We start from the raw sequence: 13,676 nt of genomic DNA on the forward strand, positions 1-13,676 counted from the left end.
CAACCGTCAACACCCCTGTTCCCCCTAAAATGCTAAATTGTCATGCAGGGATGAATTGATTAAAAACGGTATAGCAGTCGCTAGACCTATTAGGACAAAGACTGATGCAGCAAAGCTAAACTGTACACCTGTCTTTTCCTCCGGTGTTCCCTGTTCCCTGTTCCCTGTTCCCTGTTCCCTGCTATATGTCAGATCATCTCGGTCATATTTTAATTGTTGATGATACGCCTGATAACTTGAGGTTGTTGTCAAAAACCTTAAGTGAACAGGGCTATGAAGTTCAATGTGCGATTAATGGCAAGTTAGCGTTAATGGCGGTGAAGCATGAGCCACCGGACTTGATTTTATTAGATATTAAAATGCCCGAAATGGATGGGTATCAAGTTTGTGAAGTCTTGAAAAGTCAGGAAAAAACGGCGGGAATTCCTGTGATTTTCTTAAGTGCTTTAGATGATGTTTTTGATAAGGTTAAAGCCTTTACTGTTGGCGGAGTTGATTATATTACAAAACCGTTTCAAGTAGAAGAAGTTTTTGCTAGAATTGAAAATCAATTAACGATTCGGCGTTTACAAAAACAATTACAAGATAAAAATCTAAAATTAGAACACTTAAATCAAGAATTACAGCGTTCTAATCGAGAATTAGAAGAATTTGCTTATGTAGTTTCCCACGATTTACAGCAACCACTACAAACAATAACAGGCTTTGCAGAACTGTTATTAGCGTTGAAGTCGGAAATTAATTTAGAACAAGAAGCGGATGAGTATGTTGCCCCCATTTTAGATGAGGGGATTAGAATGCAAGAACTGATCAAGGATTTGCTAGAATATAGTCGAGTGGGAACGAAAAAACGTAAATTTGAAGCTACCGACTGTCAGGATGTTTTCAGAAAATCTTTAGCTCATCTGCATAGTGCGATTGAAGAAAGTCGTGCTATTATTACTTCTGAGCCGTTACCAACGGTGATGGCGGATCGGATTCAAATGGGGCAATTGTTTCAAAATTTAATCGGTAATGGCATTAAATATCAACGTCCTAATGTTCAGCCTAAAATAGTAATTTCAGTTCAAGAAAAGCCCCAAGAATGGCTATTTAAGGTTGAAGATAATGGGATTGGAATTAAACCCGAAAATTTTGACCGGATTTTTCAAGTGTTTCAGCGTCTTCATACCAATCAAGAATATCCGGGGACTGGGGTAGGGTTAGCAATTTGTAAAAAAATTATTGATCGTCATCGGGGAAAAATTTGGATAGAATCAGAATGGGGAATTGGAACTACATTTTATTTTACATTACCAAAATCAGATCAGGAGGATTATGATAACTCCTAACGGATCAGAAGAACAAGAAATCCCAGCTTGTCAGCAACTTGAAATAGCATTGCAAGAAAGTCAATCCCATTGGAGAGATTTATTCCATTTATCTCCCATTGGAATGGTAGAAATTTCCCTAGAGGGGAGATTTTTGGAGGTGAATGCTTCCTTTTGTAAGTTCGTGGGTTATTCTCAAGCTGAATTAATGGAATTTGAACTGAATCAAATTACCCATCCTGATGATCGAGCCATTAGTTTTCAATTTTTTAATCAGTTAATTACTCAAAAAATTCCTCAATTTCAATTAGAAAAACGCTATCTTCATAAAGAAGGATATTGGGTTTATGCGATTGTTAACGGTTATTTACGTTTAGATTCTCAGGGAAAACCCCATTCTGTTATGGGTCAAATTCAGGATATCACAGAAAGGAAGTTAGCGGAAGAAGATATTAAAAAACGAGAGGAATATTTACGGTTAATTTTGAATAATATTCCTCAACAAGTATTTTGGAAAGATACAAATTTAGTCTTTAGAGGCTGTAATAAAAATTGGGCGGAAGCGGCACAGTTTGAAAGTCAAGAGTATGTGATTGGAAAAACGGATCATGATTTATTTCCTGACCCGAAGATTGGTGATTTCTTTCGCGCACAAGATCGGCGGGTGATGGCATCAAAACAAGCGGAAATGCACTTAATTGCACCCAAACAAAAACCTTCCGCCGATGGTCGAACGTTATGGTTAGATATTAGTCGAATTCCGATGCAGGATTCTCAGGGAAATGTGATCGGAATTTTAGGAGTAATTGAAGATATTACCGAACGCAAAGAAATTGATGAAAAGTTAAGATTAACACAGTTTTCGATTGAAAAATCAAGGGATTATTTTTTATTTACCGATGGGAAAGCGCGTTTTTTTGATGTGAATCAAGCGGCTTGTAATGCTTTGGGATATTCCAGAGAAGAATTACTTCAAATGCGGGTTAAAGATATTGATCGGCAAGCACCTGATGACGCATGGCCGATTTCTTGGGAGGATTTAAAACAACAGGGTTCTTTTACGTTTGAATCTGTTCATTTAACGAAAACAGGTCAGGAAATTAGTGTTGAAATTACGTTGAGTTATTTAGAATATAATCAAAAAGAATACGGCTGTGCAATTGTTCGGGATATTTGCGATCGCAAACAAGCAGAAATCGCCTTACAACAGGCGAAAGAAGCAGCAGAAGCAGCGAATCATGCTAAAAGTGAATTTTTAGCCCGCATGAGTCATGAATTGCGAACGCCGATGAATGCTATTCTAGGATTTACGCAACTGATAGAACGGGATTTACAGCGAAATTCTCAAGTTTTATTAGCCAATCATCAAGAACATTTAGACATTATTAGTCGCAGTGGTGAACATCTGTTAAATTTAATTAATGATGTTTTAGAAATGTCTAAAATTGAAGCGGGACGAATTGTATTAAATCCGGCTAAGTTTGATTTACCACGTCTCCTTGATTGTATTAAGGATATGTTAGCCTTTAAAGCCGAATCTAAAGGTTTAGCGTTTAATATTATTGCCGATCCCAGTCTTCCTGAATATATTGAAACCGATGAAAGTAAATTACGACAGGTGTTAATTAATCTTTTGGGAAATTCGATTAAATTTACAGAAAAGGGGTCTATTACTTTAAGGGTAAAACCTTTAAATTCAAACTCATCCCCTAATCAAATTCCACTTAATTTTGAAGTTGAAGATACTGGCCCAGGAATTGCCCCCGAAGAATTAGAATTATTATTCCAACCGTTTGTACAAACTGAAACAGGGCGAAAATCTCAACAAGGAACTGGATTAGGCTTACCGATTAGTCAACAGTTTGTGAAATTAATGGGAGGAGAAATAACCGTTACCAGTGAAATCGGAAAAGGAACAAACTTTCAATTTTATATTAAAGCCAATTTAGCCAAGTTTTCAGAAAGTCGGTGTCAAGAATTAACCCGGCGAGTCATCGGGTTAGCACCGAATCAACCCCATTATCGAATTTTAGTAGTTGATGATAATTGGACAAATAGACAGTTAGTAATTAAGGTTTTAAACCCTTTGGGATTTCAATTAAAAGAAGCCGAAAATGGTCAGGAAGCGATTAGTCTTTGGGAAAGTTGGCAACCCCATTTAATCTTTATGGATATGCGAATGCCTGTGATGGATGGTTATGAAGCGACAGAATGGATTAAACAGCGTTTACAGGGTCAAGCAACGGTAATTATTGCGTTAACAGCCAGTGCTTTACAACAGGATAAATTAGTGGTTTTATCAGCAGGATGTGATGATTTTATTCGGAAACCGTTTCGGGTTGAAGTGTTATTTGAAAAAATTGCTCAACATTTAGGGGTTGATTTTATTTATGAAGAAAATGAAGTCAATTTAGAACCCCTAGAAATATCTACTTCCCCCAGAGAATTAAACCACATTGCAGAATTAACACCAGAAGTATTAGCGTTGTTACCCAAACCCCTGATTCAAGAGTTATATCAAGCGACATTAAAACTTAATTCTAAGTTAGTGGCTGAAGCTATTCAAAAGATTCCGACTGCTCAGGGGTCTATTGGTCAATTATTAACTCAATTAGCCGATGATTTTCGGTATGATGTGATTCTGGAGTTAATAAAAGCGATCGCTGAAACTGAATAGAATAGGTAACGATGGGTGTATAGCAATCTGTGTAGGATTTGTGAAAAAGTTCTGTAGGGGTGGCGTCCCTCCCAACCCTCTAACTGTCTGGGTTGGGAGGGACGCCACCCCTACAATAAAATATTACAACCTATTTAAGACTGCTATAGGTGGTCATGGGTTCTTTAATCCAGCGAATATAAAAATGTCGGAAAGTAGATTTCAAAACGCGAGGTAAACCAAAATCAATCGGGACTAAAGCATCGGGTAATTTCCAATCAGAAACTTGTAATTCTTCAGGTGTTAATAACGGAAACTGAATGTCTGTTAATTCAGGACATAATTCCAATCGTTGAGCCGCCACAATTGTCGGAATCCAACTCGGATCAACCTGAAGAATATCAACAATTGTTCTATCCAGGGAAAACACATGATCAGCAGCCGCTAAAATCCCTAATTCACGAGGTTCACCCCCACTGGGGCCATTACCTTCATGACCAATAATTGCATCTAAAATCGTTAAATTAGGATTAATCGCTCTAGCGGTTTCAACTAACATTTCTCCAAACCGATTAACATCTTTTCCCGCTTCTAAATGCCACCAAGCTTTCATTTTTCCCGGTACACAACCAAAAAGATTTTTAACCCCCATTGTCAGGGTGAGTTGAACATGGGATTTTAGTTTGGGTAAATTAATAATCACATCGGCTTCCATCGCTTCTTTACTTAACCGTAAATGATCAAAACCTTCACTAACAGTTTGATACCGTTTTCCCTGAAATTCAACAATTGGCAAATTTAACGATTCAATTAAGGGTAAATAGCCATTAGCACGGGCGACCCCCAAGGCGCTCCCAAAGGCGGGACTATCCCCTAAAAAAGGTTTTCCTCCCGCCGCAATCACCTGTTTAGCCACCGCCGCCACCAATTCCGGTCGGGTCACACATTCTTTTGTGGGACGACTTCCGGTTAATAAATTGGGTTTGAGGAGAACGCGATCGCCCGGTTTGACAAAGGCGCTCATCCCTCCCCAGGGTTCCAGTAGAGCTTCTAAGGATGTTTCTAACCGTTGAGGGTTATAGGAGTTAGTTTGAATTAAAGACACAGTGGGCATAAATCTGGAATCCTATGGGGTGATTTTAAGGTATGGAATATGATGGCAGGGGTTAATTTATTCAGTAACTTTTAAACGACCTACGGCGCCCCGATGTAGGGCTGTTACCCGTTGAGAATTCAGGAAAATTCCCTCTCCTTCTACTTCAATAAGCGGGGGTTTTAACTCGACTTTTTCTACTTTCGCCATATTAATCATGACCGTTTGATCAACCAGGTGAAAGGTCAGCCAGGCTTGATTTAAGAGTTGGGACAGTAGGGGGGCTAATTCCGCCGATGGCATAGGAATGCTAAAGGTTTCATCATGGCCATTGTCATAATAAAAGGTGATTTGCGTTGCTGTGGCCGCATTGTATTCTGCAAAAGACCCTTTGGGCATAGGTCAACTTCTCCTAAATGGGGCAATTTCACCAAGGAATTGAACGTTCCCACCTTAATCTTAGATCGATATAGAATAATATTAATCATGATTGTTCACTTTTTTGATTGCGAGAATGTCTAAATCTCCTCATCCCGGCAATATCCTCCTTGAGAATGTCCCTTGGCAGGATTTAGAAACAATTCTGTTTAAACGGCAAAAAAATGGAGGGACTTTACTGGCTTATGATCAGGGAACTTTGGAATTGATTACTCCTTCCCCCCAACATCAGGAATACCGTGAAATTTTAGAAGAATTTATCATCATGCTGTTAGATTTACAAAATATTAATTATCGTTGTTTAGGAACAATGCTCTGGCAACGACCGGATTTAAAGATTAGTTTAGAAGTGGATAGTTGTTTTTATATTCAAAATTTATCGGCAATTGATCATAAGTTAACGATTAGTTTACCGGAAAATCCACCTCCTGATTTAGTATTAGAAATTGATTTAACCCGAAAATCTCTCTCCAGACGTTCAATGTATGGCCGTTTAGGAATTCCTGAAATTTGGCGTTGTGATCAAAATAAACTTAAAATTTATCAGTTACAAGGACAAGAGTATCAACCCAGTCCGAGAAGTTTAGTGTTTCCTGAAATTGCCCTAGAAAGTTTACCTCAAATCATTAAAAACAATATTAAATCCGGTCGTGTTGCAGTGCGTCGGGAGTTTCAAGAATGGTTGCTAACCGTCTAAAGGATAAAAAATGACATTATTATTATTAGGAGAATTTGAAAATCCTGAAATTTGGATTTCTGCTCTAAAAACTGATCAACCGGAGTTAAAAATTGAAGTTTACCCTAATTTTGATAATTTATTAGAAATTGATGCCGTTTTAGTTTGGATGCACCCCTTGGGAGTGATTGAAAAATTCCCCAATTTAAAAATAATTATCTCAACGGGAGCGGGTGTTGATCATATTTTACGAGATCCGAATTTACCGCCTAATATTCCAATTGTGCGATTAGTAGATGAGTCTTTAACCGCCCAAATGTCCGAATATATCTTATTAGCGATTTTGCAGTTTCATCGTCAATTTATCGCCTATCAAATTCAGCAAAATCAACAGTTATGGCAAGGTTTACCTCCTAGAAATATAGCAAATTGTACCGTTGGAATTTTAGGGTTAGGAGTTCTGGGTTTAGATATTGCTCAAAAACTTAAATTGATCGGGTTTTCGGTTCGAGGTTGGAGTCGAACTCCTAAAAGATTAGATAATATTAATTGTTTTTCAGGAAAGGAAGAATTTAATTTATTTTTAAGTGAATGTTCGGTTTTAGTTTGTTTGTTACCGTTAACACCAGAAACCGAAGGGATTTTAAATCAAAACACCTTTGCGGCGTTACCTCCAGGCGCTTATTTAATTAATGTCGCCAGAGGGAAACATTTAGTTGAAGAAGATTTATTAACTGCGTTAACATCCGGTCAACTTTCGGGAGCGTGTTTAGATGTTTTTCAGAATGAACCCTTACCGAAAAATCATCCATTTTGGGTTCATTCAAAAGTTATTATAACTCCTCATATTGCGGCTAAAACAATTCCGGCTTGTGTGGCTCCCCAAATTATTGAAGCCCTGCAAAAGAGTCAAGAGGGATTACCTTTAAATAATACTATTAATGTATCCAGAGGATATTAATTGACTAGATACAATAATTTCAAATAATCCCAGCTTGTTGAAAAACTTGCAGAGGCGTGAGTTGTAATCCTTCTAATAAATTATCCGTTAAAATTGCTTCATCTCGTTTTGTTTGAGGAGGTGCATCAGGATAAAAAATAGTAATGGTTTTAGCTTTAGGGTCAATAACCCAAACCCTCAATACTCCAGCATTGAGATAATCAATCGCTTTTTCACTCATTTGGCCAAAGGTTTGATCCGGCGATATAATTTCTATTACTAATTCAGGGGGAACAGGACAAGCTTCATCAATAAATCGGTCTAAAGGTAGACGACTATAGGAAATATAAAGTAAATCAGGAATTGGAACCCAATCTCGATTATTTTTTTTGAGAATAACCGCCCATTCTATCCCGATTTCTCCTCGATTTTGACACCATTGAGTTAACAGGGTACATAGAGTTCCTCTGATTCGAGAATGAAAACGTTTGGGGGCCATTTTGGGAATTGCTTCTCCATTAATCAATTCATAATTTAAGTCGGTTTCAGGAAGGGTCAGAAATTCATCGAGAGTAAGTTGAGTTTTGATTGTTACCATCAGTTGATTGCTCAAATAAGTTTAATAGTTGGAAACAGAAAAGCTGTTAACATCTTACTATCACTTTAAAAGACTGGGTACAACTTCTCTGGATTGAAATCGTAATGGCAGTTGAGGAAGAAATTGCTCAGGTTGAGGATAGGTTTCAGCATCCCTTCCCGCACCGAGCATTGACCAATAGACTTTCGTTCCTTTAGGAATAGTAATCCCCTCAATCACAGTCTCCTTGATGGCTTCTAACGGACTAGAACCCGATGCAAACGAGAAACCCGGTTTCTTTGACTTGTTGCGTAAGTTCTTGTTTAGTAGACATCATCATGGTTTCCGAGGTTCAACAGTAAGATAATATTTTCAGGGTCATTGATAACAGTAAACTCGAACAAAATACGATAACGATAGTCAATTGAAGCTGACCAAATCCCATCAAACTCACCAGATAGTTTATGCGTTTTTAGAGTAGGATGAAAAGGATCAGTAGCCAGTTGACGGAGAGTTTCTTCAATAGCAACTCGCAACTGTGGATTTTGACGAATTAATCGTTTGTAAGCTCTTAGAGATTTGGGAGTCCAAGCAATTTTTCTCAAGTCTCTAACTCCCGAAGAAAATCATCTACAGAACCCACTGTAATCAAGCCTTCTGCCACTTCCTGTCGAACTTCTTGAATTTCTTGGAGTAGTTGTTCTCGACGGTTTCTCTGTAGGCGCTTAACTAAGATTTCAACGATGAGGTTTTGTTCCTCAATTGAGAGTGCTTCTACTTTATCTAATGCTTGTTGAAGCCTTGAGGTTTGTAATCCTTCGGACATAACTAATCATATAAAAATTGCTAGTTTAATTATAACATTTTGAGGAAGATATAGCAAGTCTAAATGGATTGTACACTCATAATAATCAAGATTATTTTCCTAAAAAATACCACATAAACTCCCATAAAAATGCCAATTTCTCCTTGTTCCAATGTTCTGCATTACAATGCTAACTTTGAGGCTCTACCTCAAATTAACAGGTTGCCACACTCTAATTTTACGGTTGTAAAGAGAAACCGGGTTTCTTCAGTCAACTTTTGATCTTAACCGAGAGATAACATTAGAAACCCGGTTTCTGAGCACCTATCTGTAAGTAGAGAAACCGGGTTTCTGATAGTTTTAACCTAATGTATATAATCCCCCATCCCGTCCACAAATCATCATTTGAGAACCAATATATAAATACCCATCACTGAAAGCCCACAGTTCTCTACGAGTAAGTGTGGGTAGTTCACAAGAATATCGTACCGCCGTCACAGGTAAAATAGATGTAAGCCAAGTTGATCTTCCCTAACCCTAGAAACTACCATGACACAAATTACCCTTGCTGAACTTCCTGAAACCCTCCAAACTCTAATTAACCAAGCAAAAAAAACAGGCGAAACCCTCACCATCATCCAAGACGGTATCCCCTTCGCTATTATTTCCCCAGTCCAGAAAAAATCCCTCCTACAAACCCTTTCTACCCTTGAACCCTTAGATGAAGACTTTGCAGACGTGGACGAAGGATTATTACCCTTAGATGATATCGAATTCTAAAAATGAATTATTTATACTTATTAGATACAAATATCATCTCCGAATTAATTAAAAACCCCAGAGGAGTGATATTTTATAAAATTCAAGAGGTCGGAGAAGATCAAGTTTGTACAAGTATTATCGTAGCCTGTGAATCAAAGTTTGGAGCCCAAAAAAAGAACTCTCAAAAGCTTATAGAAAAACTGCAAACTATCTTGGATAGTATTGAAATACTGCCTCTAACTCATCCTGTAGAGCAATATTATGCAGAAATTCGTACTTATTTAGAACAGCAAGGAACTCCCATTGGAAGTAATGATTTATTAATTGCTGCCCATGCTTTGACATTACATCTAACCATAGTTACAAACAATGTCCGTGAATTTTCCCGTGTTCCTAATTTGAAAGTAGAAAACTGGCTCAACCCTGATTAAAAAGCCCAAAAGTTCCTATTCCTTATTTCCTATTCTAAAATTGTTAAACCGCCGCAGTGCGAGCGTCCTCGCTCGCTGGCTTATAGGCTTTAAATACTTCTAGGGATAAAATTCACCCTAACGTATATAATCCCCCATCCCGTCCACAAATCATCACCTGACCATTCCAAACTATAGGAGTTGACTCGAAGGAAACTTCCGGTTTAAATCGTCCCGTTTGTTCGACTCTTAACCGATAATATTCCCCCCGTTGGTTGGGAATCGCATTACTTTGATTTGCTCTGGCTTCTTCCCAATATAAATTAAATAAATAAACTCCATTATATCCCGCCGTTACTAATTTATAACCATCGGTAAAAATAGGCGTTGAAATCGAGGCTCCGATTTTTTCCTGTACTAATATTAAAGGGGTTTTATATTCTCCCTTTCCTAATGGCCCGGTTACGGTTTTTCCGGTAGTTATCATTTGAGATCCAATATATAAATACCCATCAATCGCATTGGTGGCAAAGATAGCTGGAAATCCATCGGGATTATATTCATCATTTAAGGCTACAGAACCAATTATACCGCCTTCCCAGGTATTAAACCGTTGATTTTTGGTGGGGAAAAACCATTCCACACTCTCTTTAGGTTCGCGGTTAGGATTAAGTTTAAGAACGCCTCCATTTCCCGGAATATATTGTTTTTCAATCGCACAAAATAACTTCCCTTCTTGAGAAATAACCGCCGAACCATCAATATCAGAACCCGTATAAAAATCCCAAATAATTTTTCTAGTTTTTAAATCAATTCCATAAATATGTCCCGAACCCGATGCCATAAAAATTCGGTTTTCTAACCGAGAAGGAGAAGATTCACTCACTAAATTTCCCCCATGTCGGCTACTATCTCCATCCTGATAAAGTTTGACTTCTGATAAAATTTGCGGTTGTAAAAATCCTGATTTTTTTTCGGCTGTTTTAACTGAACTATTGAGAAAATAACCGATGGCATTTTCTCCCGCATTAAAAATAACTCCATCTCCTAAATATAAAGGCGAACTATCATTATCTCGACTATAACTTGGGGTAGACCGTAAATTTAACTTCCAGAGTTCTTTTCCTGTCCTAAAGGAAATTGCCCGAAAACTGGTGGCTAATCCTCCTTTTGACAGACTGCTCCGACTTCCTTGTAAAACAACAATTCTGTTCTCATCTGTTGCTGTTTCATCAATATAAATACTCGATGTTCCTTTAATGACATCATCAAATTTATATCTCCAAATTTCCTTCTGAGTCTCTAATTCTATTTTTCTTAAATAATAGTCGAATGCTCCTATAATAATATAAGTTTTGCCGCGATCGCGCGTAATAGTGGGTTGTCCTGTCCACCCGGCACCACTCCAAACTTTACGGGTGCGTCCCACATAAGTAACTCCTGTTCCTAACGGAAACTTATGAATTTGTTTCAAGTTTTTAGGAACACCTCGACCATAAAAACGCCGTTGATCATTCCCTAAATAAGTCGGGATTAATAACTCAGTTTCTGGATCTAAAATGGATAATAATGTTTTAAATTCCTGTTGAATTTCTGTTTCAGTTGCGTTATAATTAAATAATTGAGAAACAGCCGAAGGAACAAGCGAACCCAGGGAAAAATAAGCAGCGAGTTGATTAAACTGTCGTCGAGAAACCATAATTTCAAAACCCAGAATCTAAGAAATAATCCCCGTAGAGATGTTGGATGCAACGTCTCTACATATTAAACCATAAATTGCTAATCAAAAAATCCATACCCAGAACCGAATCAAAATGTTAAACTAAAATCGATTGAGTCTAAAAACATCTTCAGGTATCCCTAATGGTTAATCGTCTTTCTGAGTCCAAAAGTCTCTATCTTCGGAAACACGCAGAAAACCCGATTGATTGGTGGCCCTGGTGTGATGAAGCGTTAGAAAAAGCTCGTTTGGAAAATAAACCCATATTTCTTTCTATTGGTTATTCCAGTTGTCATTGGTGTACGGTCATGGAAGGAGAGGCATTTTCTGACCCTGGAATTGCTCAATATATGAATCAAAATTTCTTACCGATTAAAGTTGATCGAGAAGAACGACCAGAAATTGATAGTATTTATATGCAGGCTTTACAAATGATGACAGGTCAAGGAGGATGGCCGTTAAATATATTCTTAAGTCCCGATGAAAAAATCCCCTTTTATGGTGGAACTTACTTTCCCTTAGAGCCCCGTTATGGAAGACCCGGATTTTTAGAAGTTTTACAATCAATTCGTCGATTTTATGACTTAGAAAAGACCAAATTGCAAGCGTTTAAAGATGAAATTATGACGCATTTGCAACAAGCGACAATTTTACCGGAGTCTGAATTAACAGAAGATTTATTACAAAAAGGATTAGAAGCGAATACCGGGGTAATTACTCGCAATGAATATGGGGGGCCAAGGTTTCCGATGATTCCTTATGCTGACATGGCATTGCGAAGAATTCGGTTTAATCTTGAGTCTGAATATGATGCGAAACAAGCTTGTACTCAACGGGGTTTAGACTTAGCTTTAGGGGGAATTTATGATCACGTTGCGGGAGGATTTCATCGCTATACCGTTGACCCGACTTGGACAGTTCCCCACTTTGAAAAAATGCTCTATGATAATGGGCAAATTGTTGAATATTTAGCGGATTTATGGAGTGCGGGGATTCAAAAACCTGCTTTTAAACGGTCAATTCAGGGAAGTTTTGAATGGTTAAAACGGGAAATGACCGCCCCAGAAGGTTATTTTTATGCGTCCCAAGATGCCGATAATTTTACTTCTCCAGAGGAGTTAGAACCCGAAGAAGGAGCATTTTATGTCTGGAATAATAGTACACTGGAACAAGCTTTAACGCCAGAAGAATATGCAGCTTTGCAAGAACAATTTACGATTACCAAATCGGGGAACTTTGAAGGCAAAAATGTCTTGCAACGGTGGAATGCAGAGGAGTTAAGTAATACCATTGAATCTGCTTTAGAAAAACTATTTCAAATCCGGTATGGGGAATTGCCAGAAGCGGTGAAACTCTTTCCTCCCGCCCGGAATAATCAAGAGGCAAAAACTCACGACTGGTTAGGCAGAATTCCCCCAGTTACTGATGTTAAAATGATTGTAGCTTGGAATAGTTTAATGATTTCAGGTTTAGCCAAAGCTGCCAAAGTTTTTGGGGAAGTTGAATATTTAGAATTAGCCACAAAAGCGGCTCAATTTATTCTCAATCATCAATGGGTAGAAGGACGTTTACATCGAGTCAATTATGAAGGACAACCGGACGTTGTAGCTCAATCTGAAGATTATGCGTTATTGATTAAAGCGTTAATTGATTTACATCAAGCCAGTTTAACAGTAACCCCCGCTTTAGTACAGCCTGATTATTGGTTAGAACAGGCGAAAAAAGTTCAAGAAGAATTTGATAATTTACTCTGGAGTGTGGAACTCGGAGGATATTTTAATACGGCCAAAGACACCGGAGAAGATTTATTAATTCGAGAACGGAGTTATATTGATAATGCAACTCCGGCGGCGAATGGGGTGGCTCTTGCTAATTTAGTCCGTCTGTTTTTATTAACAGAAAATCTGGAATTTTTAGATTTAGCTGAACAAGGGTTAACCGCCTTTAGTTCGGTGATGCAAAAATCTCCCCAAGCTTGTCCGAGTTTATTTACTGCGTTAGATTGGTATCGAAATAATACCCTCGTTAGAACTTCTCCCGAACAAATTTTAGGGTTGAGTGTACAGTATTTCCCCGCTACTATTTTTAAAGTTGATAACACGCTTTCCCCTGATATTATCGGCTTAGTTTGTCAGGGATTAAAATGTAATCAACCTGCCAAAAATCCCGAAGAAATGTTACAACAATTGCAAGCGAGTCAAACTCGTTCTTAACTTATATGAAATCCCATTATAGATGCTACAGATGATTCCCTCTAACCCCTAGAGACTAAGCATGGCTAGTCTCTAC

The 13,676-nt window shown here is 38.0% G+C and carries 15 protein-coding genes; 7 read left to right on the forward strand and 8 right to left on the reverse strand.

Annotated features, from left to right (window positions below; translation table 11 throughout):
- The first annotated feature begins 185 nt into the window (after positions 1–185).
- Positions 186–1,331, forward strand: coding sequence for a response regulator (locus PL8927_RS09775; protein ID WP_083620565.1), 1,146 nt, complete (start codon positions 186–188; stop codon positions 1,329–1,331).
- Positions 1,318–3,987 (forward strand): PAS domain S-box protein, encoded by a 2,670-nt coding sequence (locus tag PL8927_RS09780; protein WP_083620567.1) that lies wholly within the window; start codon positions 1,318–1,320, stop codon positions 3,985–3,987. Before PL8927_RS09775 ends, PL8927_RS09780 begins: the two co-directional genes overlap by 14 nt.
- 130 nt (positions 3,988–4,117) lie before the next feature.
- On the opposite strand, the gene PL8927_RS09785 is transcribed toward PL8927_RS09780, so the two are convergent.
- Positions 4,118–5,080 (reverse strand): DUF362 domain-containing protein, encoded by a 963-nt coding sequence (locus tag PL8927_RS09785; RefSeq protein ID WP_083620568.1) that lies wholly within the window; start codon positions 5,078–5,080, stop codon positions 4,118–4,120.
- A gap of 57 nt (positions 5,081–5,137) precedes the next feature.
- Complete coding sequence (locus PL8927_RS09790; RefSeq protein ID WP_083620570.1) at positions 5,138–5,458, reverse strand: hypothetical protein; 321 nt, start codon at positions 5,456–5,458, stop codon at positions 5,138–5,140.
- Positions 5,459–5,573: 115 nt separating this feature from the next.
- Here PL8927_RS09790 and PL8927_RS09795 point away from each other — a divergent pair, with 115 nt between their 5' ends.
- Both PL8927_RS09795 and PL8927_RS09800 read left to right on the forward strand, forming a co-directional pair.
- Entirely contained in the window at positions 5,574–6,194 is a 621-nt protein-coding gene (locus tag PL8927_RS09795) for a Uma2 family endonuclease (protein WP_083620573.1), read from the forward strand.
- A gap of 10 nt (positions 6,195–6,204) precedes the next feature.
- Complete coding sequence (locus tag PL8927_RS09800) at positions 6,205–7,134, forward strand: 2-hydroxyacid dehydrogenase (RefSeq protein WP_083620578.1); 930 nt, start codon at positions 6,205–6,207, stop codon at positions 7,132–7,134.
- A gap of 19 nt (positions 7,135–7,153) precedes the next feature.
- Here the strand turns inward: PL8927_RS09800 and PL8927_RS09805 are convergent, their stop codons facing one another.
- From PL8927_RS09805 to PL8927_RS09825, 5 genes are all read right to left on the reverse strand, one after another.
- The gene (locus PL8927_RS09805; RefSeq protein WP_083620581.1) at positions 7,154–7,711 is read right to left on the reverse strand and encodes a Uma2 family endonuclease; all 558 of its coding nucleotides are present in this window, start codon (positions 7,709–7,711) and stop codon (positions 7,154–7,156) included.
- 60 nt (positions 7,712–7,771) lie between these two features.
- Positions 7,772–7,942, reverse strand: coding sequence for a cytochrome P450 (locus PL8927_RS09810; protein WP_156093150.1), 171 nt, complete (start codon positions 7,940–7,942; stop codon positions 7,772–7,774).
- Positions 7,943–8,013: 71 nt separating this feature from the next.
- Positions 8,014–8,295: a type II toxin-antitoxin system RelE/ParE family toxin gene (locus PL8927_RS09815; protein WP_083620584.1), complete on the reverse strand. Its 282-nt coding sequence runs from the start codon at positions 8,293–8,295 to the stop codon at positions 8,014–8,016.
- A complete protein-coding gene (locus PL8927_RS09820; protein ID WP_083620587.1) occupies positions 8,292–8,516 on the reverse strand; it encodes a hypothetical protein in 225 nt (74 codons plus the stop codon). The genes PL8927_RS09815 and PL8927_RS09820 overlap by 4 nt, the downstream gene beginning before the upstream one ends.
- Before the next feature lie 339 nt (positions 8,517–8,855).
- Positions 8,856–8,993, reverse strand: coding sequence for a hypothetical protein (locus PL8927_RS09825; protein ID WP_156093151.1), 138 nt, complete (start codon positions 8,991–8,993; stop codon positions 8,856–8,858).
- 51 nt (positions 8,994–9,044) lie between these two features.
- Here PL8927_RS09825 and PL8927_RS09830 point away from each other — a divergent pair, with 51 nt between their 5' ends.
- Both PL8927_RS09830 and PL8927_RS09835 read left to right on the forward strand, forming a co-directional pair.
- The gene (locus PL8927_RS09830) at positions 9,045–9,275 is read left to right on the forward strand and encodes a prevent-host-death family protein (RefSeq protein ID WP_083620590.1); all 231 of its coding nucleotides are present in this window, start codon (positions 9,045–9,047) and stop codon (positions 9,273–9,275) included.
- 2 nt (positions 9,276–9,277) lie between these two features.
- A complete protein-coding gene (locus PL8927_RS09835) occupies positions 9,278–9,688 on the forward strand; it encodes a type II toxin-antitoxin system VapC family toxin (protein ID WP_083620593.1) in 411 nt (136 codons plus the stop codon).
- A gap of 112 nt (positions 9,689–9,800) precedes the next feature.
- Here the strand turns inward: PL8927_RS09835 and PL8927_RS09840 are convergent, their stop codons facing one another.
- The gene (locus tag PL8927_RS09840) at positions 9,801–11,366 is read right to left on the reverse strand and encodes a PQQ-binding-like beta-propeller repeat protein (protein WP_083620596.1); all 1,566 of its coding nucleotides are present in this window, start codon (positions 11,364–11,366) and stop codon (positions 9,801–9,803) included.
- A 164-nt stretch (positions 11,367–11,530) separates the two neighbouring features.
- Between PL8927_RS09840 and PL8927_RS09845 the strand changes: the two genes are divergently transcribed.
- On the forward strand, positions 11,531–13,600 hold the full coding sequence (locus PL8927_RS09845) for a thioredoxin domain-containing protein (RefSeq protein WP_083620599.1): 2,070 nt from the start codon (positions 11,531–11,533) through the stop codon (positions 13,598–13,600).
- The last annotated feature ends 76 nt before the right edge of the window (positions 13,601–13,676 follow it).

The sequence above is a fragment of the Planktothrix serta PCC 8927 genome (assembly GCF_900010725.2).
Classification (GTDB): Bacteria; Cyanobacteriota; Cyanobacteriia; order Cyanobacteriales; family Microcoleaceae; genus Planktothrix; species Planktothrix serta.